Genomic DNA, 22,487 nt, shown 5'->3' with positions numbered 1-22,487 from the left:
CCATTCAGGTTGCGTCCTCAGTTCAGACTGGCGCTGGCAGGTTCCAATGCGTGGACCCGAAAGTTCGTGTAGATATGGTGCGTGCCTACCATCCGGAATCCGAAATAGCCGTCCCGATAAACTGGAAAACGATCGAGATCGTAGATGGCCTCTCGCGTTACGGTCTTGTTTTCGCTGTCACGACCTTCGACCTGGACCCGGTCGCCACTTGCGATTTGGTAGATCAGTTTGCCATCCACGATGTATTGAATCACATCATCGTAGGCCACGAGTTGCACGGTCATCACCTTATCCGGAGTGATCAAGTATCCCGGTTTTTCATCCTTGTCGTTGAGCGCCAGATGTTCGGCTGGCTTGCCGTCCACTTCGCGCGGATATCGCCGCATCCGGGTCGTCAGGTTAGCGATCACCCCGCCACCCCCCGTGCTGGCGTAATAGCCGTGAATCTTGTCGTAGGTTGAGAACTTTCCCGTATAGCGATTCGAATCGAACAGACCCTGGTCACGGTCAACCGGATCGGTGGCCATCCAAAAATTATTGATGTCGCGTGGTTGAAGTCCCTCGATCGCTGGTTCCGGTGTTGGGCAAAGCACCTCGTACGTGATCGTCACGCGCGTGGGAAGCTTCTGCTTGAACCACACCGTGCATCCACGTCCCGGCAACAGGCAGTCAAGCGATTGTCCCCGTGCCACGACTTTGGCCGGCGCAAATCCCGAACGCTGTTGGATCTGGACCACCCAGTTGTCCAGGTTTTCAAAATCATCCTGAGCCAGCAGCGCCCCGACCTTGAACATGCCCGCTCCGTGACCGAGCACCACCGGCATTTTCCGAGTGACGACCGAATTCGCCGGAATCGGTAAGCCGTAGGACATCAGAGTGCCCCAAGACATATGTTGACCATGCCAGCCTTCAGGTCGTTCTTGGTCTGCCACCTTTCGACTATACGGCATTTCCAACCCCATTCGATTGTGATAGTGATGAACGATCCGTTCGTAGATGGGGCGGAAGCGTCCACGACCCATTCGAGAGAGGGTGGGATAATCGTATCGGCCCTCCACGCTGCGATAACGCTGGTAAGGAACCTCTTCCCCTAGGTTGTATTGGGCCGTGTATTCGAATCCCAGTGCGAGACGGTTGTCGGCGGCGCCGTACAAATCCACACCTTGCTTCCAAGCCATCTCGCAAGCGCAGGCGAGGAAGCCAATCCCCATCTGCACGTGCGCCTGATCTCGACCGCTCTCCTGGCATTCTCCGAACTCGTTGAAGTAGTTTTCGATGGCACCGTTCCCTTCGCCATGTCGGTAGTAATTCGCGGCGCGGTCGAACAACACGCGATCATCAAGGAAGATTCCCATGGCAATCATGGTTTGGATCATGGAGGCATCCCAGTTGCCATTGGCCGTGGGGTAGAAGTCTTCAATCACTGGATCGAAGACCTGACGAAGCATCCGCTCAAATCGTTTCTGATCCTCGTCCAGCCAATCTGTACTCGTATGCCGGATGAGTTCCGCCGCGTTACAGAACGCGACCCCATCCATGCCGACGAGCAGTTTTGCATCGTGACCGGTGACGGACTCGAGAGTCGTGGACCACGCGTTCAGAATTTCAATCGCCTTGATCGCATGGGCGTTGCGATTGGTGAGGCTCCATTGCAAAGCATGCGCGTAAGCTGCCGCAGCGTCGCTGGACAGATCCGAACTGCCAATGTCCGGATTGTTCCTGACCCCGCGCACAACTCGAGAGCGTGGGTTGGCCTGGTATTCGAGCGAAGCGACCTCGGAGGATTGCAATTGTTCCCAGGCGGATTTCCACGGCTGTTGGCCGGAAGCGATCTTCTGTTTGATGAACTCCAGCTCCTCACGACTGTGAAGCAGGCCGGGATGAACGAATGGCTTCGTCGTGGGCACCGATCCCGACCTCTCATCGGCAAGAGTCGAAGTCGCAGATTCAACGACGAAAAGGAGGAGAAGGAAGTATTTCATGGTTTGTATTCTAATCGGAGTTTCAACAGACGCGGTTGATCGGGATATCCCTTCCAATGTCGCATCGCAAGCAGAGCTTCCGTCCGTTTTGCCCAGGCTACGCAATCTAATCGTTTCGCGTCTAGCAGGCAAACTTTCGTCGCGAGAGTCATGCCTGCGAAAATCTCGTGGAGACACTTCCCCCGGATCGACGACGGTGTTGCTCCTCGTTTGCGGTCTTGCGCTACGTCGCCGCAAGGACCGCGGGATTCTTGGTCGTGCGGCTTGATTGCTGATTGCAGACGATTTGGCTGGAACTGCGTCAGCAAGTGCTGACGCATGAAAAACCGGATGGACATCACGCCAGGCAACTTCGACATTCTCTTTCCAAAGTGAAACGAAGCGAAGTGGGGCGGACGAGCGAATCTCAGTAGCACCACAATTGTCTATGTATCCGACCGTGGTGGTGGGCTCAATGGCCTCGCGTTGGCTGCGCTGTCGGGTTTTCAATGCAGAATGCGCTGCCGCTCGGAACGGGTCGGGAACATCTCGACAACAAACTCTCTTGAATTGTCGAAGGAAACGTTGCAGGTTGGGATCTAAGTGTTGGCGACGTCTCGAGTACTTCGGCGGGAGAACAACATGACAGAGTCCTCAAGCAAAACGAATCCCTACGAATCGTCCTCTACCGATGGTGTATCCGAACCCATTGATAAGCCACTGCCGATGTGGCTGGCAATGATTGAGGGTAGCGCGTGGGCGCTCGTTTCCGTCTTTCCGATCGTTGCGTTGATGGCGCTACTCTTTCGATTTCCAGTGATGTTTGCGGGACCCTCGTCTGGCCCGTCCGCTGTCGTCCCAGCTCTTTTTTCGGCTCTGTTCTATGGCGTGATCATGGGAGGCCTCGTCGCTGTCGCATTGGGTGGCGGGATGGCTGGCGTGGCGGCGTGCCTGATTTCACCCGATACGAAGCAGCGACATTGGATAACAGCGATTCTCGCACTGTTTTCAACCATCTTCCTATTATTTATTCTGGCGACACTCGACTGGTATGTTGGTCCTTGGTAGCGTGAACAGCTGCCAGTGTCATGACATGCTTGCGAACGACGATCAATGACTACTGAGTGACCGTCATCACGTAGCACAATGTCTGAAGGGTTGACTTGTCGTTGACCGACTTCGTCAATCCACTCACCAACATCGGCTTGCCGATTTCCATCATCAAGCTCGTTTCGATCGTATTTTTTACAACGGAAGGGTGAGAATCTGCCTGCTCGTCGCCTGCGATTTGAGACGACGAGTAATTCAATTCGACAAGCAACTGATTTTGTTTCGGTGTAATGGTTGCCGTCAGCAGGGTTCCTACACTCCGCGTTTCCATTTGACGAGCGGTGGAACCACGATTGGTGATGCTGCCGGTGGTAACCGAGACATCGCTTCCAAATTGCACCATGGTCCTGAAGCCGCTCACGACCGACAGATGGATCGTTTCGGTCGGTTTGTTTTCCGACGCCGTTAGCGACGCGATCAACTCCGCGGCGTTTTTCTGAGCGGAATCGATGGGGTGATCCAGCCGGTACACCGCTAATGTGATGACATAGTTCTCAGAAACCCCGGCCTCGGGAATGGTTGGCGGATCGGGGTAAGGATTCCGTGATTCTTGGGAAGATGCAGAGTGAGCAAACCAAACAACAAGAGCGATGCAGAGCGAAAAGCGTTTCATAGTTTCTCTCGGATGAATGTTCGTGACAGATCGTGCCCGATCACCGGCTACCCTTGATCATAATGCGTAGAGGGCTGAAATGGTATTGTCTCAGCCAACTTGCCCCATAATAGCGTTTCGAATCGACCCGCTGCTGCAAGAAAACACTCTGGGAATTGCCGACGACCGCGTAGGTCGATTTGCTCTCGGGGAACCTCTCCTTGTCTTCGGGTTCCTCGGTTCGCTGCCAACCTGCTGGTTTTTCTCCAAAACCCGGATGGTCAAGGGAATACTCAATCCGATGACCCTCGACGGTGCGAATCTCCAGGTCTTCGTCCTCGGCCGCCAATTCCTCCAGCGAACTTGGCCATCGCTTTTCTCGCCACTCAAACCTCTTGATGGCGACTGCTAACCGATTCGCTCGTCGAATATCCTCCAAGGCGCCAAGCTCATACGCCAAGGTTGCGTCCTCCAAAATCAACGAGTCCCCATTCCACCGCGTAAACGGAACATCAACCGAAAAAACACCCGTGAATGGCACTTTTGGCTGGCCCCGTTCCGCCTCGGAAAGGATACCGACACTCTTCACCAGATCCTCAGCATGGTGGATTCCATCATCGATTCGCGAGGCTTTTAGCAAACGACTCAGATACACCGAATCGACCGAAATCGTCCGGCGAGTGTCCACGAAATCATCCTCGATTCCATCGGCTTGTAGATCAAACGTTTGAGCGATGCGCTGAGTGATGTTTTCCGATCGATGCTTGTGACTCGCGTTCAGTCTCGCCGGGATATCAAGTGGTTGGAGTAGTTGATCGGACAGTTCAGCAAGTTGTGCGTCGGTCCAAAAGTCGCTGGAAAGCGTGCTTGAAAAGAGCGTGTAGAGTTTATCGTACTTTTGCAGTTGGTAACGCTGAGAGAATGAATTGACGTCGGTGATTTGGTTGAACGCTATCTTGCTCAACAGCACGAGTGCTCGTTTCGCTTGGTCGCTCTCGCGGTTGTAGTACGAATATTGAAAGTAGATCGTGAGAATGCCTTCCGTTTCACCGTCCAGCTGCAGCCAATGTTTGACGCCTCGTCCATTCAACGGATCCGCGTCTTCGTCCAAGAGTTCTTCGGCAATCTCGATAATCGGCTCTGCCTCATCGACGATCCGTTTGGCAAGTGGTGCTTCGGGCCATGGAGTTCCCGGTTCAAACAGGACCGTTTCAGAACGAATCAACGAGTTCAAGCCACAGTCGCGCGCTTGGTCGTAGATGACAAAGGTCATGAGACCTAGCTGGTCCACTTTTCGTTGAAAGCGACTTTCCTCGTCGGTGAGATCTTCCCGGTCAGGAAGCCATTGCTGGAACCATTGTTTTTGTTCTTGCATCGACGTAGCAATTGTTCGCCGTACCCGGGGCCATGCTCGATATTCGCGGGCAAAACCATAAGCGATCCCCGCGAGTAAGAGGGTGAGGGGACAGAGTGCGAGTGTCCACAGGCCGAATGATTTTGGTGTCATGATAGATTCCGTTGAGCCAAGTCTATTGGAATGTTTCTGTGGAGGGATTCAACTTTGCGCCCACCTGTTCCCAGCCAGCGAACCATTGGTCGCCTGGGAGTTGAGCGGTGTTGAAAGAGTACCAATCCGATTGTGCAGGATCCTCGATCCATTTTGGTAGAAGGAAAGCTGCTTGGTTGTTATGGTTCGAATCGGCCGGCCATCGTTGACGCAGGAGATCGACTTTTTCGGAAGCGGAAAGCTCTTGTCCTTGCTCAAGATACCTCAGTAAAACCCAGGCCAAGTGATCGATTCGAGCGTTGTGAGTCAACAAATGTTTTGTTCCTGAACGCCAGCTGGTGTTGGGATGGAAATTGGCGAGAGAGCCGTAGTGCTTGTCGTCATCATCCGTCTGATCGAATTGGTACCAGCATGCCACGACCGCACGACGACGCGACTCGTTTCGGGCTTCGCGATCCGAGACCAGGGCGACGTAGCGGTCCCAGGTGTCGTCACCGATTCTCGCTTGGGTGTCGGGTCGTTGTAGCTCAGCGATCAGTGCAATCTCTGCATAGTCGGCAGCCTCTTGAGATCTCAAATGGATACTGCGGCGAGCCGAATCAGCGATCAGGTACAAGAATTCGACCCTTCGTTGGTAGTCTTTCCGAGCCAACGGGTCGTCCGCATTGCGTTCTAAGCGATGGCGCGCCAAAACGAGATTTCCCACTGCATTTTGGACTTCATATCCTCCAATGCGAAGACCTTGAACGTTGGGCGAAGCCATCTCCTGACGAAGTTGATTGATTTGGTGCTGGACGTCAGCCCGTTTTTCGGCACGGGCGATTCGTTGCTCGATCGTGGGTTCGCCGAACTCATAGGGTTCTTCCGAAATCATCGTTCCGAGAAAGATGCCATCTGTCCGTGGTGATTCACCCATCCTACGGCCCTCTTCGCGGAACGCCACTTTTACATCCTTGGGCATGCGAGGCGAATTCCAGACGTACCAAGCAAGGTCGGCGATCGGAAGCATGATCACCAATCCCAAGATCGCAGCGTGAGTGCACCAGAATTGCCACCCGAACCGTCGATCCATCCAACGCCCCATCATCAAGAACGTGGCAAGGAACGGGGCGACGGAAAATGCGGCCATGCAGACAAACCGTGTTGAAATATCGACTCGGACGAACACCACGACCGTTAAGGCGATGCCGGCGATGATCGGCCCGCCAATCGCGCTGAGAACCGGGTTGCGAACAAGCTGCGCGAACCATTGTGCGTACCCATAGGCGAACGCTAAAAACCAAAACGCAAGCCACAAAGGCACATGCTCATCGACGTCCATGGAGTGGATGTAACGTGTTAGAACAAGCAAGTAAAAAAGGCAGGCACAGCAAACGAAGCCAAACGGCAAGAGTTGCCGAGTGATCCAGACTTTGGATGGTCCAATGCCCTGTTCTGAGAGAAAGCGAATGCGTTCTTGCAGATTGTCACCCTGGAAGACCAAGACCCCCATCCACGCCGTGGCGAGGAACAAGCTGAAGACGGCGAACGCCTCCCAGCCGCCATTGCGATGGTCAATCGTTGGCGCCAAACCCAAACTGATCACACCCACAACAAGGCTGGCTCCGAACAGGCTGAGATAGACCGATTTGTTTTGATGGAAGAATTGCCACAGCATTGCCGAGCTGGGGCGGAGCACGGATTGACTGGTTTGGATCGTTGTGTCGGTCGCAAGTTCGACGGAGGCATAGGGGTTTGCCGAGAGCCGCGTTTCTTCGGGAGCAAGTGATTGCCTGGCAAAGCGATTCATCAGCCAAATCGAGAACGCTAACGAACAGCCGACCACGATCAAGCATTGCCCGAGCGTCGCATCGTAGAGAGAACTGTTGTACGAAAGGAATGGGTTTTGTACATAGGCGATTGCAAACCGTAAGATTGCAGGAGCGATCGCTAACGGGATGAACATGACGAGTGCCGTCATCGAAGAACGGAATCGCCAAGCAGTCAGGAACCCAATCACGAGGAGGTAGAATGAATTGAGTATCCAGTAAACCAACCACATCGAGTGGATCGGGTTGGTCGCTCGGTCGTGAATGGGAAATAGACGCGTGCCCAGCGATTCGATTGCGTAGCAACCAAGCAGCGTGACCAACCAAAGTCCGGCCCAAAAAACCACCGCAGCGGAGAATTTGGTCGTGATCAGCCGCTTGTTGGCGAGCGGCAACGAGGAGAGCCAGCCCAGTGTTCGTGTTTCCTTTTCCTGACTGACCGACATCGCACCCGCGCCGACCGCATAGAGTGCGGGGATCGCAAGTAAGGGGTAGCCGGATGACATCAATTGGCCGTACCAACCTGCCGGTCGCATCTCAATCAAGGCAAAGCCGAGCAGACCAAGCAGCAAGACGGCGGTGACCAACGGAGCGAGTTGCCGGAACTCTTTGCGTAACAAGATGATGTTCATAGCGATAGTTCACTAACCTCCGCTGCGGGTGCTTGTGAATCCTGAGGTTGAGGTCGCAGCGCCGCGATTCCTCGGGTGCATGCGACAAACAACTCCTCTAAAGATGCTGCACGTGCCCGGACGCCGTTGACGCCTCTTCTTGCGGCGATCGCGTCTTGCATTTCACGCGTGAAGCCTCTGGCAATCATGCGACGTTGCCGGCCTTCCGTCTCTTCGCTGAGCACGATTGCTGGACTTGGCAGCGCCGGCAACGAAACCAGCGGATCATCCAAGTTGATCGTGACCTCACTGATCGAATCCTTTAGGTCCGCCAATTCACCACACAAGTGGAACTTGCCATCGTGCATAATGGCTACCGTATCGGCGACACGCTCGACTTCGGAGATTTGGTGGCTCGACAAAAACACGGTTCGTCCTGCGGAAGCGCGGTCGACCATACTTTCCAAAAACTCTCGACGGACAAGTGGGTCTAAGCCCGACGTGGGCTCATCAAGGATCAACAATTCCGGATCATGCGCCAATGCAAGTGACAACGCCACTTTCGCGCGTTGACCTCTGCTTAGCACTTTCATCTTACGGTTTTCGGGGATCTCATAACCGGTGACTAACTCGCGGTACCTCTCGACAAACCCGTGAGAATAAAACGACGCGGTGAACCAACCAATTTCACCAACCGTCATCCAGTCGTACATCGCCGGCGCATCGGACACGTAGCCGATTCGACGACGGATTTCGAGCGAATCGCGTATCGGATCCAGACCACACACGCGGACGCTGCCCGCAGTCGGTTTTAGGAACCCGGTCAGAATTCGAATCATCGTCGTCTTGCCAGCACCGTTTTCGCCCAACAAGGCAAACACGGATCCACTTCGGACGTTCATCTCCACGCCCTTAAGCACATCGCAACCCGGAAACCGCATCTCCAAACCACTGGCGGTGATCACTTCGTTTTGATTGTTCACTTATCGGCCTCAGAGTTAGTTGAAGGGTTATCGGAGACAGGTTGCTGGCTGATCGTGGTGACGTTACCGCTTAGCAATTTCAGTTGTTCAGCAACGATGTCGCTGATTTCGTCCGTCGTCAGTCCGCCGTGCAACGCCTCGCCAAGGACCATCGCAATCCGCTCGGCCATCAGCGAGAGCCGAAAGGAGCGGCACTGATCGGTCGCACCGTCACAGACCGCTAAGCCTCGGCCGCGAAGCGACTCCAGCACGCCATCGGCCTGCAATTGCAGGTAGGCCCTGGCAATCGTGTTGGGGTTGATTGCCAATTGGTGGCTGAGGACGCGAACACTGGGCAGGAGCTGGCCCGGTCGCAGCGTTTGTTCAGCGATGGCGAATTTGACTTGCCGAACAATTTGCTCGTAAATCGCTACCCCGCCAGAAGGGTCAATCGAGAAGAACATGGCAACTCCGTATCGAAGTGCTAATGTGATAGTGTACTAGCGTGATAGTACGAGAATATTCGGGGCCGTCAAGGTTGATTCTCAAAAAAATTCGCGGCCCGCGATCGCGGTTGAGAAGCATGAGAGCCAGAATCTCCGGCGAAACGGTATTTGCAAATTCAGGCCAACGAATAAACAAGGTTCCATTGCCAAGCCCACGATGCCAGCGTTCGGCGAAATGCCAATTGCCCCTTTTCATCGTTTCGCCCCTCTGTCCGCGACCACTTGGCGACGCACACCGTGCCTCGGATCAGAACGTTCGCGCGTTCTTTAAACTCGAGATCGCCAAATCGATCGGGATTTCGGTTCGCTGACGATCGAGAAATAGGCTGAGGTGCTTGTAGCCGCAGTCTTGAAGCAGGTTCAATCCGACGAGGTAGCCGTCACCGACTCGGCTGGGGAGATGAGCGTCGGCGCCGAGGGTGACAGGGATGCCTCGATGGGACATCTCACGCAACATCTCCGGAAACGGATTCATTTCCGCAACCGTCTTGTTGACGCCCGACGTATTGAGCTCCATCGCAGTGCCGGTGGCAGCAATCCGGTCAAGGGCACCGCAAATGTCACCCATGATCGCCGCAGGATTCCAGTCCTTCGGGGTCACGTTCTTGACAAAATCGGGATGCGAGATGGAATCAAACAGTTTGGTTTCTGCCGCTTTCGCGAGCAACCGGAAATAGTTTCGCTGGTATTCGAAAGGGTCGTCGGTTTGATAACGTTGGCGGTATTCTGCGATCTGAGGGTGGATGGAGCCCAGCACGAAGTGGAACGGCGCCGAATCGAGTTGCTGTTGGAGGTAATCTTCGTAGCCTTCGAAGTAGTCGGCTTCGATTCCCAGCCGTACGTCGATCCGTCCCGCCCACTCGTTTCGGGCGCCCTCGATCATCGCAACGTATTCGCCGAATTGGTCCTCGCGCATCCTCACATGGCTAGAGAAACCGTCGGGCATCGGATTGTGACAGGTGACAATCAATCCCTTCAGCCCTCGTTGCCAAGCCACCGCAGCGTATTCGGTGGGCAGGCCGTCGGCATGCATGCAAAGCGGGGTGTGGCAGTGGGATTCGTAGAGAATTCGGTCGGACACGCTCGGTTGGTTTCCAATACGGGTGGTCGAAATCAAAGAATTGGGACAGACTCTCGAGGAACCATACTTGTCGACCCCCGAAACTGACAAGGTGTTACCGGTCGGAGCTTCGAGTGAGCGTTCGCTCGGCTGGTGCCCGATGGCAGCAACCTCGCACGCTGCCTGCGTTTACGGTGACCGTTCTGTTCCCTTCAACATTGTCTGTGGCTCATGAATTTGGTGGAAACACCCACAATCGCATCGTTCGATAAAAAATTACCGATGCTGGTAACCGGTATCGCAGGGGTACCTGGCTACAATGCCTTTCACTATTTTCGTGAACGTTACGGGGACCAGGTTTTTGGGATGCGGCAAACCAAGATGTGGCCGCTTACTGGTGACGGCGTGATCGCGTGTGACGCGGAGGATCGTGAGGCGGTTGCTCGGCTTTGGAGCCAATATCAGTTCCGCACGCTGTTGAGTTTTGGCGGATGTTGTCGGCTGAAATCATGCGAGATGGACCCTGCTCTGGCGCACCGCGTGAACGTGACGGGAGCCGAAAACTTGATTGCCGAGGCGACTCGGCATGATGCGCAAGTCTTGCACCTTTCGGTCGACTTGGTGTTTGCGGGCCGTGACGGCGGTGACTACTGCGAAGAGGATCCACCCGATCCGGTCACGGTGTATGGTGCCAAGATGGTCGAGGCGGAACGGGTGGTTCTTGAACGTCGGCCGGATGCGTGTGTGTTGCGTATTTCGTTGCCGATGGGAATCAGCTTCAACGCCCACGCAGGCGCCATCGATTGGATCGCCTCACGATTCAAACAGGACAAGCCCGCAACCTTGTTTTTCGACGAGCATCGCACCCCCACCTATACCGATTGCATGAACGAGCTTTACGCAAAGTTGATGGAGGATCCGATCAGCGGCTTGTACCATGCGGGAGGACCTCGAAAGCTGACGCTGTTTCAAATAGGACAGATCGTCAACCGCGTGGGCGGCTATGATCCCCATCTGCTGCAAGGCTGCCCTCGGATCGACGCGGGACCGATGCCACCGCGAGCCGGAGATGTTGCGATGAACTCATCTAAGCTGCAGGCGGCGATCGGAATCGATCCCTTTGATCCGTGGCCACTTAGCGACCGCTTGATTCCGGAAAGCGTCGACTGGCATTTTGATCGGTCGGACGACGAGCTGGGTAGTGAGCAGCTCATTCATCAGCTGCTGTATCAAAATCCCGGCAATCCTGGGTTGGTACCGCCGAATCGGGATCAGTTGTGGGGCGACCGCCGGTTTCACTGATTCAAGCCCTCGTCTTTTCCTCGACGTAGCGGATCAGATGAATGACATTTTCTGGCCGAGTCTCGTACGGTAACGATCCGGTTCCGAGGCAGACATTCGGCCGATCGGCTGCGATCGCAAGCACCCGATCGGCTTCGGTCTCGATCTCCTTGTGCGTCCCCGAGGCGATGATTCGCAAATCCATGTTGATCCGAACTCGCACATCCAGACGTTCAGCAACTTTATTCATGAAGGCGATTTGATCGGTCTCAAACGGAGCGATCAAGTATCCGCTGCCGGTTTCGAGCATCGACTCGACAATCGGCTCGGTGTTCCCACCGATGATACAAGAAACGGGATGACCGACGACGTCACCAATCCGATGCATCAGTTTCGTCAATGCGGGCAATTCGATCTGTCGAAAGGCTTTTGGCGACAGCATCGGCGGACAGGCAGCGGATTCAAAAAACGCGACGTCCAATCCCGCATGCTTGATCGCTTGGGCAAACCGAACCTGCCCCTCTACCAAATGCATCATCGCGCGGGCGACGGTCTCGGGTTCCAACGCGGCATCGAGGAGTAACGTATTGAAACCGACCAAATTGCTGGCGATGGAAAATGGGCCGCTGACGGGAACGCGGATGTCGGCATTCGGAAAACGCTGGGCCAAGCGCCGTGCCACTTCGATCTGCATCGGAATCCGTCCATCGCGTGTTGCATCGAGCGGTGGAAGATCCGACAGATCAGCGGTGCTACGGACAGGGTGGTGACTGACACCGGGGATTCCGTTTCCCGACGGCTTTTCGATCACAGCCCCATAGGCTTCCGTTTCAAGGTTATAGATGTCGATGCCGGGCATGATCGGCGTGTGGTGGTAATACTCGTACGCGGCGGCATGGGCTTCGTACATCAAGTCTCCGTCACGCGAAACTTCCCAAGGCGAGCGGCCAAGGAATTGGGCAGCGTGTTCGTAAACCGAGGGTGAGACATCCATCAGGTTGACGCTCCTTGATCGCGGCAGCTTGTTTCTTCCGGTAGCGTGTCTTCGGGCAGCGGTTTCCCCTTGGTCTCGGGTGCCCAAAGCAGTGCCACGGCACCCACCAAATAGATGCTAGCCATGAGTGCCGCAGCGGTACGAAACGACATCATCGTGCTCATCCATCCAAGCAAGATCGGTGCGGGCGCGGCCAGGTAGCGAACCGTGTTGTAGCAAAACCCAACACCCAGTCCGCGAAGTCGGGTCGGAAACAATTCAGGGAAGTAGATCGAATAGCCGGCGAAGAGAGAAAATTGAGCAAAGCCCATCATCGGCAGCATCCAGTACGCATCGGCAGCGGAATTCAAGTTGTTAAAAACATAGACGGTCGTGAAGAAACTCAACAGGAACGCACCCAAGAACGCCAAACGCCGGCTCAGAAACGATGCGACAAAGGTAAACGTCATCATGCCGAAAAAGGCGCCAACATCTTGACTTGCCGTCCCCCAGGCGCGGACCTTGTCGATGTGGGATTGCGGTTCCCCTTTGAGTGCCGTCGAAATCAGCTCGGGTGAGAAGAAACCGATGCCCCACAACCCCACCATGCCTGCCACGCCAAGCATCAAGCCGACGATCGTGTTGCGTCGCCATCGGGCATCTCGGAATAGAGTGATGGGCGAACCCACAGATGCAGCGGAGGGGCTATGCCGTGTGGCCGCTCGCATTGCAAGCCAAGCGTCCGGTTCCCGTAAGAAAAAGATGATCGGAACCACCAACAAGGAGGGAAGGATGCCGACAAAGAATAGCACTCGCCATCCCGCCAATCCAAAATACGAGGCTTCCGCGCCCGGTTGAATCCATAAACTGATCAGCGAGCCTCCCATGTTGCCGAACGCGGCAAGCACTTGTAACGCTCCGAGTGCGAGAGGCCGGAACGATCCCGGCACCGATTCAGCCACCAAGGTCGTTGCTGCTCCAAACAGTCCGCCGATTCCGAGTCCGACCAGAAATCGATAGGCGACAAAATCGACCCAGGAAACGGCGATGCCGGATAAGCCTGTGAAGATCGAGTAGATGAGCAGCGTGGCCACCATCGTCTTGATACGCCCCAATCGGTCGCTCATCATGCCAAACACAATCCCGCCGGTGGCCCAGCCCAGGATCAACGCCGTGGTGGCATACCCCAAATAGGTCTTGATGATGGCGGGGTCGGAGACCTGGTCCGAGAGCAAGTCGGTCAGGGCGGATTCGCGTGCCAGAACAAACAGCCGGGCATCCATGCAGTCAAAGCCCCAGGCGGCAGCGGCAATCAGAACAACGATCCAGTGATAGGTCGTCACTCCTTCGAAGACGCTTGACCGCTTCTCGTTCTCGATCATTCAGTTGCTTTCGTGTGGGTGTGGCGAAGGCCCGATTGTAGGGCAAATGCACCGCCTGCTGAACTCGTTCGTGTCGGTTTGCTTGATCCATCTTGAAAACGAAGGGCCGACATGCAAACGACGGGCGAGGTCGATGGGTGAATCGTCGGGCTGGATTCCCAAGGTCGCATCCGAGTTCCGGGTTCTTTCTCTATACCCATCGCGGAGGGGCGTAGTTACAATGAGGACTCATGATGGTGGCTTGTCATTTCAGGTAACGGGAACGTTGCCTGGGTGGTCAAGTCACGGTCATGCCTACCTGACGCAACTCCCTACCTATCGCATCCTCACCCACGCGGTTGAGGCACCTGCCCGATTGGAGTGATGCACATGATGTTCTGTTTGCGGATCGCTACAGCGTGTTTTGCGGTGATATTCTCGGTCTTCGTGTCGGGAGTTGCCAGCGCGGATCAACCCACGCGGTCACCCGGTCCATCCGCGATGGGTGTTTACCAGCGCTCGGAACCTGCCTTACCAACCGCTTTGATTGATCGAATGGTCGCAGCCAAATTGTCCCCGCTTGGAATCGAGCCCTCGCTTTGTTCGGACGCCGTCTTCATTCGCCGCGTCTATCTCGACGTGATCGGAACCTTGCCGACCGCTGCAGAGGTGAGGCAATTTGTCGCAAGGCCAAGCACGGCTCAAAAAAGGAGGGCGCTGATCGATGAATTGATGGAGCGCCCAGAGTTTGCGGATTACTGGGCGATGAAGTGGAGCGATGTGCTGCGTATCAAAGCTGAATTTCCAGTGAATCTTTGGCCGAATGCAGCGCAGGCCTACCATCATTGGGTGCGGTCCTCGATTGCAGCGAACATGCCCTACGATCAATTCGTTCGGCAATTGCTGACGCGTAGTGGCAGCAACTTTCGCGTCGCTCCGGTGAACTTCTATCGTGCGATGCAAAACAAAACACCGGAGGGGATCGCGAGCACCGTGGCACTGACGTTCATGGGAACACGCACCGACCGCTGGCCGACGGAGCGATTGCAGGGGATGGCCGTGTTCTTTTCTCAAGTCGGCTACAAACCCACCGCGGAATGGAAAGAAGAAATTGTCTTTTGGGACCCGCTCGACAGCAGTGGCCAGCCGGGAAACGTTGCTCCGGGAAGTCCTTTGCCAGGCAGCGATCCGGCATCTGACACCACAGCGGATGAAACCGCCAATCAGGAAACCCCATCGGACGCCGAAGTCAAACCGGGGAAGGGTGTGGCGGTCTTTCCCGATGGAAGTCGTGTGCAGCTTAGCGGCGACCAAGACCCACGCGAAGTGTTCGCCGATTGGTTGATCCAAGCCGAAAATCCATGGTTTGCGAAGAGTGCAGTGAATCGAGTTTGGGCTTGGTTGGTTGGGCGCGGGATCGTCCACGAACCCGATGACTTCCGCGACGACAATCCACCCAGCCATCCCCAGTTGTTGTCGTATCTGGAACAGGAATTTGTCCACAGCGGCTACGATTTGAAGCACCTGATTCGATTGATCCTTGCTTCGAATACGTACCAGTTCTCATCGCTGCGGCAAGGGGAAGCGGAGGACGCCGAGGTACTGTTTGCCAGTTACCCGCTTCGTCGGCTGGACGCCGAAGTGCTGATTGACGCAATCAACCAGATCACGGGAACTTCGGATCTTTATACGAGTGCGATCCCCGAGCCGTTCACCTATATCCCTCGTGATCAGCCAGCGATCGCTATCGCGGATGGCAGCATCACCAGCCCCTTCTTAGCGTTGTTCGGACGATCGGCTCGGGCAACGGGAATGGCAAGCGAGCGAAACAACAAACCGGTACCTGCCCAGTGGCTTCACATGCTGAATTCGAGCCACATCCAAGAGAAACTGGAAAAAGGAACGAAGCTGCGAGCCATCGTTGACTCCAAGCGAAAACCCGAAGAGAAGATCGAAGAACTTTACTTGACGATTCTGTCTCGGTATCCCACCGAGCAGGAACTCGAAACGGTGAAGGCCTACCCGCGTTCCCCACGCAAGCCCATTCGTAATGATTGGATCGACCTCAGTTGGGCATTGATCAATAGCACCGAGTTTCTTTATCGACATTAACCGGAAGCAGACCATGAACGAAAACGCCAAATCGAAGCAAGACCATCAACTGAGCCGCCGACAAACGCTTTGCCGCGGGGTGGTCGGGGCGAGTGGAGCTCTGTTGGCCGAGGGTGTGTTGCCCAAGGTCCTGCAGGCGGCAGGGAAGCAAAAAGAAAATGGCCAACCCAAGATCGAGGCCAAGGCCAAATCGGTAATCCAGGTCTTTTTGTGGGGAGGAATGTCCCATAACGATACCTGGGACCCGAAACCGGATGCGGGGCGTGATTACACCGGTGAATTCAGCGGCGTGATCTCCACCAACGTGCCCGGTATTCAATTGGGAGAATTGTTCCCTGCGCTCTCGAAGCAAGCGGACAAGTACGCGCTGATTCGCAGCATGACCCATGGCAACAACGGTCACGAAACGGCTGCCTACTTGATGCAGACGGGGCATCAGCCTGGTGAAAGATTGGCTTATCCAAGCATCGGTGCGGTTTTTTCACTGTTCAAAGGCCCTCAGTACAACGGGATCATTCCGCCCTACGTTGTCTTGACGAAACCACAGGGTCGTTTTTCCGAGGAGGGATTCTTGGGACCCAAATACAAACCCTTTGCGACCGGAGGCGATCCCAATGCATCAAGGTTTGCGGTGGAAGGCGTTGTCGCAAGGAGCATCACCGACGAGCGTCAACAAGCCCGCCGAGAACTGCTTAGCAAGATGGATACGATGGGCGGATTGATGCAGGATAGCGACTCGATCGCCGAAGCCCTGCAAGCGAAACAGAAAGCCTATGAGTTGATTCTGGGTCAGGGCAAGGAAGTGTTTGATCTGTCCAAGGAAGAAGGTGCGTTGCGAGATCGTTATGGGCGCCACACCTTTGGTCAAGAATGCTTGGTCGCTCGCCGCATGGTCGAGGTTGGGGTTCCCTACATCGTGATCAATTATCCGGGTGGCTGGGACACGCACAAGAACCACTTCCAGACCATGCGCAGACAAGCTCCTCAGTTGGACCAGGGGTTGGCAGCCCTGTTAGAGGACTTAAGCAATCGTGGGTTATTGGAGAGTACCATCGTTTGGTGCAGTGGCGAATTTGGTCGCGGACCCAAAGTCGATTGGCAACCGCCGTGGAACGGTGGACGAAACCACTTTGGAAAGGTGTTCTCGGTCCTGGTGGCTGGCGGCGGATTCCAAGGCGGCAAGGTCGTCGGGGCATCGGACGCCAAGGGTGAGAATGTCAAGGATCGACCCGTTTATCCTGTCGATTTGCTCGGCAGTATCTATTCGCTGGCGGGAATCGATCCGACTGCACGTTTGCCCCATCCGCTTGGGCTTGAGGCGCGCGTGTTGCCCGAGTCAACGGATTCGGCGGCGTCAGGTGGCATCTTAACTGAGATTATGTAGGCATCCAAAAGGACTCACTCATGAACGTTTTTAAGCGATTCTGTTGCGCGGGGGTCATTGCACTGCTCGGCAGCGCTGGTCTGAGCGGATTGCCCGCGCTGGCCCAGTCCGGAGCCTACATTGGTTATGCCTATCCCGCCGGGGGGCAACAAGGGACTTCGTTTGAGGTCAAACTCGGTGGTCAACGACTCGACGGCGTCCACCAAGTCCTCGTGACGGGGTCGGGAGTGACCGCGAAGATCAACCGATTTTTTCGGACGATCAGCAATCAAGAATTGGTGCTGCTGCGCGAGCAGTTGAAGGAATTGAAACAGCGAGCGAAACTGGCGAACCGAAGGACATTGAGCGGCGGAATCAGCAAGACGGAACAGACCATTCTCGACAACATCGAAACGCGTATGGCCGAATATTGCAATCGGCCTGCATCGGCTTCCATTGCGTCGTTGGTTTATCTGCAGGTGACGGTTGCAGCCGATGCAGAACCGGGGCCGAGAGAAATTCGGTTGGTCGGTTCGCGGGGCATTTCCAATCCGTTGGTGTTTCATGTTGGCCAACTTCCCGAACAGACTCGGACACCGATGCGAATCAGTACCCTTCAGGTGCTCGGAAAAGAGGAGTTGTCGCTGCGTTCGCGTCCCGAGCAGGAAGTGGAAGCGGAGATTGAGCTTCCCTGCACCGTGAATGGGCAAATTGCATCGGGTGAGGTGAATTGGTATCGCTTTCAGGCACGGAAAGGGCAGCGTTTGGTTTTGTCATGTGCGGGACGAGAGTTGATTCCCTATATCGCCGATGCGGTACCCGGTTGGTTTCAGCCTGTCTTGGCTGTCGAAGATGCCAACGGAAATCAGGTTGGCTACAACGATGACTTTCGCTTTCATCCCGATCCGGCTTTGCTCTTCGAAGTCCCCGAGGATGGAGAGTACCGATTTTGCATCCACGATGCGATCTATCGTGGTCGAGAAGACTTTGTTTATCGCGTGACGATTGGGGAAGTGCCCTATTTGACGAGCCTTTTTCCGCTTGGCGGAACGGCGAACGACGTATCGAGCGTCGAGATGAACGGATGGAATCTCGATTCGGCGTCGCTGAAGATCGTCGACCGGCAAACCGGTGCCTTGGCTGCGATTCGTGGCGGGATCGTTTCGAATCGGATGCCCTATGACCTTGTCAATCGATCCGAGTCTCAGCGCAGGGAACGCCACGAACGCGAACCCAACAACCACCAACTCGAAGCCGAACCCTTGGAGTTGCCCGTGATCCTCAATGGCCGCATCGATGCGCCGAACGACAACGATGTGTTCTCGGTTCAAGCTCAAGCGGGCGACAAACTTGTTGCGGAGGTCGTCGCCCGTCGACTTGGCACGCCTCTCGATTCCGTGCTCAAAGTCACCGATGAGTCGGGAACGCTGCTCGCAATGAACGACGATCATCATGACGTGGGATCAGGACGAAATACTCACCATGCAGATGCCTTTCTGGTGGCGGAGATCCCCGCGGACGGACGCTACTTTGTGCATCTTGGGGACACCACCTGCAGCGGTGGGGAAGCCTATGCCTATCGGTTGCGACTCCATCCTCAGCAACCCGACTTTGAGCTGCGGACCGAGCCTTCGGGTGCAGCATTTCGCAGCAAGGGCGGCTTTTCGATCAATGTCTATGCGATACGAAAAGAGGGCTACGATGGCGAGATCAGGGTCCGGTTGGACGATTCAACGAAAGGCTTCATGTCATCGACCGCCGTGCTGAAACCGGGAAAGGATACGGCGAAGTTATGGTTAAAGACGACGCTGAAAACGACCGTCGAGCCGGTGACACTTTCGGTCCAGGGCGTGGCAATGATTGACGGAAACCGAGTCGTGCGTAGCGCGGTACCGTCCGACGATCGGATGCAAGCCTTCTTGTGGAGACACTTGGTTCCGGCACAAGACTTCGTCGCCGTCGTCTTCAATCCCGCTGCGCAAATGACAATGCAACGTGCCGATCCGTCGCCCCGCGCCGTTGCAGCGGCCACGACCAAGCCCGCGGCTCAAGCGGTAACCTTTAATAAGAAACAAGTCGCGGGACGACTACGTCAACTAAAACTGCTCTATGACGAGTGGCTTCTGACCGAACCGTTTTACGCGGCGAAGGTTGCCGAGTGCGAGTCGATCCAATAGCCGAATCGCATAAGAAAACGGTCGTCGCAGAAGAGTTGCGACGACCGTTTCGATGGAAATCAAAGCGGCACCCGTTGCTCTACTCCGTTTTTGGCTCAGTTTTCTTGAACGCCTTGGCGAACGCTTTGTCGCTAAAGACGATCTCTAACTTCTTGTCGTCCTCAGCCGAATCGACCTTGCCTTTGCAACCGTTGCAGCAGAAGGACACGCTCACTCCAGCGACCTTGGTCGCGGTTTCGGGGTTCAGTGCATTGCCGCTAATGGGGCAAGCGTTTTGCGTGTACTGCTTGGTGGCCACCAATTGATGATTGGCTTTGGTCGTATACTTTTCGGTGTCTTTGCTGAACTTTCCAACACAGCCACCGCAGCAGAAGTAGACTTTGCCATCTTTGTACTCCGCGGACTTCTCCGCGTTGGCGGCCTTGGGCGCAACGACACACTTGATGTCGGCCAGTTTCACTTCCTGCGTTTCGGCAGCGAATACCGTAACGCCGGCGATCAAGGCAACCGACAAAACGGCTGCGATTTTCTTTAGTAACATCTTTAGCTCTCCACAAGAAAAGGGGTTAGGTGTTCGGAACACGTCGTTCAAGCATAGGAGAAGGGGCGATGAAAAGTCAAGCTTGTTGGGGGCAACCGAATGGCCATAAAGAGTGGCTGTATTAGCACGAGTGTGACAAATCCGCACATTTGTTTGCTGGAAACCGCCCCTTTGGGGTCGAGCCATGCAGTGAATCACGGTTTCTTGGCTAGGGCAGTTCCAGGCTTTTGCTGCCGCGTATCCGGTGCCTTTCCCCACCGGCAGAGTGCTACCGTCCCTACCGTGCAATTCCTTACGCCAACGGCGTTGCAATCCAAAGCCAAGGGTCGCGAAGCGGCGAAGCCGCATTGCGCACCCTGGGTCACCGACCGCGTCAGGCAGCATACCTCGAAGAGGTTTTACAATGAACGGCATCGATCCCCAACATGACGCCCATTGGCGCTGGCCTGCTTGTACAACGCCGGCGGCGTAGGAAGACGATTTTCGACACCGTGAACCCAGGGTGCGCCGCTTCGCGTCGACCCTGGGCTTTGGAGTCAAACCGCTTTGCGGTAACCGATGAATCGCCAACGTCGGATCCGTCGAACTGCGAAGGCGCCAGCGACCAATCCGGTAACGTAGCGACAAGGCACGCCAACGGATCGGAGCAACACCACCGCGCCGCTAGCGAAGTACTCGCAATGAGCCGGCGGGCGATCGAGCAGGAAGTAGGCAATCGGATCTCGCTGTGCGGGAACTTCAATGCCAAATTGGTATTCGTAGTTGTCGAGAAAGAAATTCTCAACGGCAAGGATCTTGTCGCCTGTCGTCACCGACTTGCCGATAACCCTGGCTGCCAATTCGCCAATGCGAGGATCCAGGTCGTGCGGCAAAGCAATCAATCTCGCCCAGTCTTCGCTCGTCATCGCATCTGCCTGTTGTGACAAATCCTCGTCCGAGTCGATCGTCAGAAGCAGCCATTTGTGTTTGGGAGAAAAAGACGGACTTGCCTTTCCATCTACGCTGCGGCAAGAAAAAAAGAAACCGATCGACAACAAGACCAACGCCAGCGAAATCAGTTGATAGATCAATCGTCCCTGAGCGCCAACGCGGACGTCACCTGCGAAGACAACCGCCGTGATGGCCAAGATCGGCAAGCGTTGTGAGGCCTGCGGCGTCAGCAGCCGAGTCTTGTAGATCGTTGCGAAAATCGCAGCTGCAACGACGACGGTTGAGAACAGTGGCGTACGGAAAAAATAAGCTCATCCGACGGAAGCGTGCGGAACCCAGACTCGAGGTTTTTTGGAGGTATGGCTCCGGTGTCCAATGATCTCTTAGAAAAGAGTCCCCGACGGACGGTCGTCCGCCGGGAACCGGTAGCACCCTTGACGCACCGTCGACCGGGATATCCCTTGTCAAGTTGCACCTCTGCAGAGCTCGACTCCGTTTCTCCCGGCAACTGCACGATAACAAGTGAAAAATAGCTCCTGCCAGCAATGATGGGACACCGGAGAGATGCCTCGAAAACCTCCTGCGCACGCTTCCGCCGGATGAGCCAAAAAATAGGCAAGTGCCGCTGCTTGCAACACGACCAACAGACAACCGACGACCGTTGAGATGTTCGTCAACTCTTCCGCTAACGCCGGTGCGACCGTCTCGAAAGGTTTCTCTCGACACGCATCAACGGCGTCGACGATTTCCAAGACATTCTCGAAATGGGCGGTGTGTCGTCCTCGAGATCGGGAAAACCTTCACGGCCCGCTTTTCGCTTGGGTGAAACGAAGGTATCGAGGACCAACGCCACACGGCAGTAGTGCTCTTCTCGGTACTCACGAACAATCGGACGCCCCAAACGGGCCCACGAACGGTAATCAATTCGGCGTGACGAATCACCGGCGACGTACTCGCGATTGCCAATGTACTCGGGGGATTCACCGATGTTGGAGGTGAGAGCAATTCCGCCGGGTTGGTAGCGAGCGCCGACCGGCAAATCAAGGTCGAGCAGTGGACGAAAGTGGGGCAACACCATCAGCGCCTGCTGGTCAGATTGCCAGCGACCGTCGCGAAGTAAGTGAAACGCAAAGGTGGAATAGGCGCGAGGCCGGGGCAACGTGTAAATCCCGCGACGAAACGCCCTCATGCGTACCGTCGTCTCCAACGACGCATTGGGTAACAATTCCCTCAGTATCGTTTCGGGTTCGAGTGACTCAAAGCTCTTCGGCAGGCGGAAAAACCCGAGCGCGACGTCGTAGGCGGTCCAGCGGCCTTGATTCGTGATCGTCAAACGACCCGAGAAGGAATCGCTGGCAGCAAATCGGGTGTGAACTGGACACGATGAAACTGAACGTCGATTGCTTTGGCGACCGCCTTGGCCAACGTCGTCTTTCCCACACCCGGAACATCTTGCATCAACACGGATCCGTTGGACAACAGCGAGATCACCAGGACCTCAATGCAATCTCGATTGCCTCGAATGACGCCACAAAGCGCATCGGTCAGCGCGGTGATCTTGTCTTGTGCCTGCTGCATCTCTTTGGTTCCTCGTCCGGTTCCGGCTGGTCTTGTGGACAATACGAATGGGTT

Annotated in this window: 18 protein-coding genes; 5 read left to right on the top strand and 13 right to left on the bottom strand. The window is 55.4% G+C overall.

Annotated features, from left to right (window positions below; translation table 11 throughout):
- Positions 1-17 precede the first annotated feature (17 nt).
- Positions 18-1,982 carry a DUF6250 domain-containing protein gene (locus Poly41_RS34935; protein ID WP_231615703.1) on the bottom strand — a complete coding sequence of 655 codons (1,965 nt, stop codon included), beginning with the start codon at positions 1,980-1,982 and terminating at the stop codon, positions 18-20.
- Between the two features lie 621 nt (positions 1,983-2,603).
- On the opposite strand from Poly41_RS34935, the gene Poly41_RS16345 reads away from it, so the two are divergent.
- Positions 2,604-3,029, top strand: a complete 426-nt coding sequence (locus Poly41_RS16345; RefSeq protein WP_146527699.1) for a hypothetical protein — start codon at positions 2,604-2,606, stop codon at positions 3,027-3,029.
- A gap of 49 nt (positions 3,030-3,078) precedes the next feature.
- Here Poly41_RS16345 and Poly41_RS16340 read toward each other — a convergent pair whose 3' ends face one another.
- The 6 genes from Poly41_RS16340 to Poly41_RS16315 form a co-directional block, all read right to left on the bottom strand.
- A complete protein-coding gene (locus Poly41_RS16340; RefSeq protein ID WP_146527697.1) occupies positions 3,079-3,684 on the bottom strand; it encodes a type II and III secretion system protein in 606 nt (201 codons plus the stop codon).
- 40 nt (positions 3,685-3,724) lie between these two features.
- Positions 3,725-5,038 carry a hypothetical protein gene (locus Poly41_RS16335; RefSeq protein ID WP_146527695.1) on the bottom strand — a complete coding sequence of 438 codons (1,314 nt, stop codon included), beginning with the start codon at positions 5,036-5,038 and terminating at the stop codon, positions 3,725-3,727.
- A 154-nt stretch (positions 5,039-5,192) separates the two neighbouring features.
- Positions 5,193-7,610: an ABC transporter permease gene (locus tag Poly41_RS16330; RefSeq protein WP_146527693.1), complete on the bottom strand. Its 2,418-nt coding sequence runs from the start codon at positions 7,608-7,610 to the stop codon at positions 5,193-5,195.
- The gene (locus Poly41_RS16325; protein WP_390621440.1) at positions 7,607-8,572 is read right to left on the bottom strand and encodes an ABC transporter ATP-binding protein; all 966 of its coding nucleotides are present in this window, start codon (positions 8,570-8,572) and stop codon (positions 7,607-7,609) included. The genes Poly41_RS16330 and Poly41_RS16325 overlap by 4 nt, the downstream gene beginning before the upstream one ends.
- Positions 8,569-9,015 carry a GntR family transcriptional regulator gene (locus tag Poly41_RS16320; RefSeq protein ID WP_146527691.1) on the bottom strand — a complete coding sequence of 149 codons (447 nt, stop codon included), beginning with the start codon at positions 9,013-9,015 and terminating at the stop codon, positions 8,569-8,571. Before Poly41_RS16320 ends, Poly41_RS16325 begins: the two co-directional genes overlap by 4 nt.
- Before the next feature lie 289 nt (positions 9,016-9,304).
- Positions 9,305-10,138, bottom strand: a complete 834-nt coding sequence (locus tag Poly41_RS16315; protein WP_231615702.1) for a histidinol-phosphatase HisJ family protein — start codon at positions 10,136-10,138, stop codon at positions 9,305-9,307.
- A 210-nt stretch (positions 10,139-10,348) separates the two neighbouring features.
- Between Poly41_RS16315 and Poly41_RS16310 the strand changes: the two genes are divergently transcribed.
- Positions 10,349-11,419, top strand: a complete 1,071-nt coding sequence (locus tag Poly41_RS16310) for an SDR family oxidoreductase (protein ID WP_146527689.1) — start codon at positions 10,349-10,351, stop codon at positions 11,417-11,419.
- 1 nt (position 11,420) lies between these two features.
- Here Poly41_RS16310 and Poly41_RS16305 read toward each other — a convergent pair whose 3' ends face one another.
- Positions 11,421-12,392, bottom strand: coding sequence for a uroporphyrinogen decarboxylase family protein (locus Poly41_RS16305; RefSeq protein ID WP_146527688.1), 972 nt, complete (start codon positions 12,390-12,392; stop codon positions 11,421-11,423).
- Positions 12,392-13,753 carry an MFS transporter gene (locus Poly41_RS16300; RefSeq protein WP_146527686.1) on the bottom strand — a complete coding sequence of 454 codons (1,362 nt, stop codon included), beginning with the start codon at positions 13,751-13,753 and terminating at the stop codon, positions 12,392-12,394. The genes Poly41_RS16305 and Poly41_RS16300 overlap by 1 nt, the downstream gene beginning before the upstream one ends.
- A 369-nt stretch (positions 13,754-14,122) precedes the next feature.
- On the opposite strand from Poly41_RS16300, the gene Poly41_RS16295 reads away from it, so the two are divergent.
- From Poly41_RS16295 to Poly41_RS16285, 3 genes are read left to right on the top strand one after another with little or no spacing between them, the layout of a single operon-like run.
- On the top strand, positions 14,123-15,844 hold the full coding sequence (locus Poly41_RS16295) for a DUF1553 domain-containing protein (RefSeq protein ID WP_197231385.1): 1,722 nt from the start codon (positions 14,123-14,125) through the stop codon (positions 15,842-15,844).
- Positions 15,845-15,857: 13 nt separating this feature from the next.
- Entirely contained in the window at positions 15,858-17,228 is a 1,371-nt protein-coding gene (locus tag Poly41_RS16290) for a DUF1501 domain-containing protein (RefSeq protein ID WP_146527682.1), read from the top strand.
- Positions 17,229-17,248: 20 nt separating this feature from the next.
- Entirely contained in the window at positions 17,249-19,384 is a 2,136-nt protein-coding gene (locus Poly41_RS16285; protein WP_146527680.1) for a hypothetical protein, read from the top strand.
- A gap of 79 nt (positions 19,385-19,463) precedes the next feature.
- Here the strand turns inward: Poly41_RS16285 and Poly41_RS16280 are convergent, their stop codons facing one another.
- The 4 genes from Poly41_RS16280 to Poly41_RS16265 form a co-directional block, all read right to left on the bottom strand.
- The gene (locus Poly41_RS16280) at positions 19,464-19,925 is read right to left on the bottom strand and encodes a hypothetical protein (protein WP_146527678.1); all 462 of its coding nucleotides are present in this window, start codon (positions 19,923-19,925) and stop codon (positions 19,464-19,466) included.
- Positions 19,926-20,461: 536 nt separating this feature from the next.
- Positions 20,462-21,061, bottom strand: a complete 600-nt coding sequence (locus Poly41_RS16275) for a transglutaminase-like domain-containing protein (protein ID WP_231615701.1) — start codon at positions 21,059-21,061, stop codon at positions 20,462-20,464.
- Between the two features lie 479 nt (positions 21,062-21,540).
- A complete protein-coding gene (locus Poly41_RS34160) occupies positions 21,541-22,188 on the bottom strand; it encodes a DUF58 domain-containing protein (RefSeq protein WP_197231404.1) in 648 nt (215 codons plus the stop codon).
- A complete protein-coding gene (locus Poly41_RS16265; RefSeq protein ID WP_231615700.1) occupies positions 22,185-22,433 on the bottom strand; it encodes an AAA family ATPase in 249 nt (82 codons plus the stop codon). The genes Poly41_RS34160 and Poly41_RS16265 overlap by 4 nt, the downstream gene beginning before the upstream one ends.
- Positions 22,434-22,487: the final 54 nt, after the last annotated feature.

This window comes from Novipirellula artificiosorum (genome assembly GCF_007860135.1).
GTDB classification, from domain to species: domain Bacteria; phylum Planctomycetota; class Planctomycetia; order Pirellulales; family Pirellulaceae; genus Novipirellula_A; species Novipirellula_A artificiosorum.
The sequence above is the reverse complement of the archived record's forward strand: the minus strand, read 5'-3'. Positions and strand labels throughout refer to the sequence as shown.

Bases quoted from the DNA above. Each gene is read 5' to 3' on its own strand.
- Poly41_RS16300 (WP_146527686.1), bottom strand. From the start codon at position 13,753: ATGATCGAGAACGAGAAGCGGTCAAGCGTCTTCGAAGGAGTGACGACC.
- Poly41_RS16280 (WP_146527678.1), bottom strand. From the start codon at position 19,925: ATGTTACTAAAGAAAATCGCAGCCGTTTTGTCGGTTGCCTTGATCGCC.
- Poly41_RS16310 (WP_146527689.1), top strand. From the start codon at position 10,349: ATGAATTTGGTGGAAACACCCACAATCGCATCGTTCGATAAAAAATTA.
- Poly41_RS16330 (WP_146527693.1), bottom strand. From the start codon at position 7,610: ATGAACATCATCTTGTTACGCAAAGAGTTCCGGCAACTCGCTCCGTTG.
- Poly41_RS16335 (WP_146527695.1), bottom strand. From the start codon at position 5,038: ATGCAAGAACAAAAACAATGGTTCCAGCAATGGCTTCCTGACCGGGAA.
- Poly41_RS16340 (WP_146527697.1), bottom strand. From the start codon at position 3,684: ATGAAACGCTTTTCGCTCTGCATCGCTCTTGTTGTTTGGTTTGCTCAC.
- Poly41_RS16345 (WP_146527699.1), top strand. From the start codon at position 2,604: ATGACAGAGTCCTCAAGCAAAACGAATCCCTACGAATCGTCCTCTACC.
- Poly41_RS34935 (WP_231615703.1), bottom strand. From the start codon at position 1,982: ATGAAATACTTCCTTCTCCTCCTTTTCGTCGTTGAATCTGCGACTTCG.
- Poly41_RS16285 (WP_146527680.1), top strand. From the start codon at position 17,249: ATGAACGTTTTTAAGCGATTCTGTTGCGCGGGGGTCATTGCACTGCTC.
- Poly41_RS16265 (WP_231615700.1), bottom strand. From the start codon at position 22,433: ATGCAGCAGGCACAAGACAAGATCACCGCGCTGACCGATGCGCTTTGT.
- Poly41_RS16320 (WP_146527691.1), bottom strand. From the start codon at position 9,015: ATGTTCTTCTCGATTGACCCTTCTGGCGGGGTAGCGATTTACGAGCAA.
- Poly41_RS16290 (WP_146527682.1), top strand. From the start codon at position 15,858: ATGAACGAAAACGCCAAATCGAAGCAAGACCATCAACTGAGCCGCCGA.
- Poly41_RS16305 (WP_146527688.1), bottom strand. From the start codon at position 12,392: ATGGATGTCTCACCCTCGGTTTACGAACACGCTGCCCAATTCCTTGGC.
- Poly41_RS16295 (WP_197231385.1), top strand. From the start codon at position 14,123: ATGATGTTCTGTTTGCGGATCGCTACAGCGTGTTTTGCGGTGATATTC.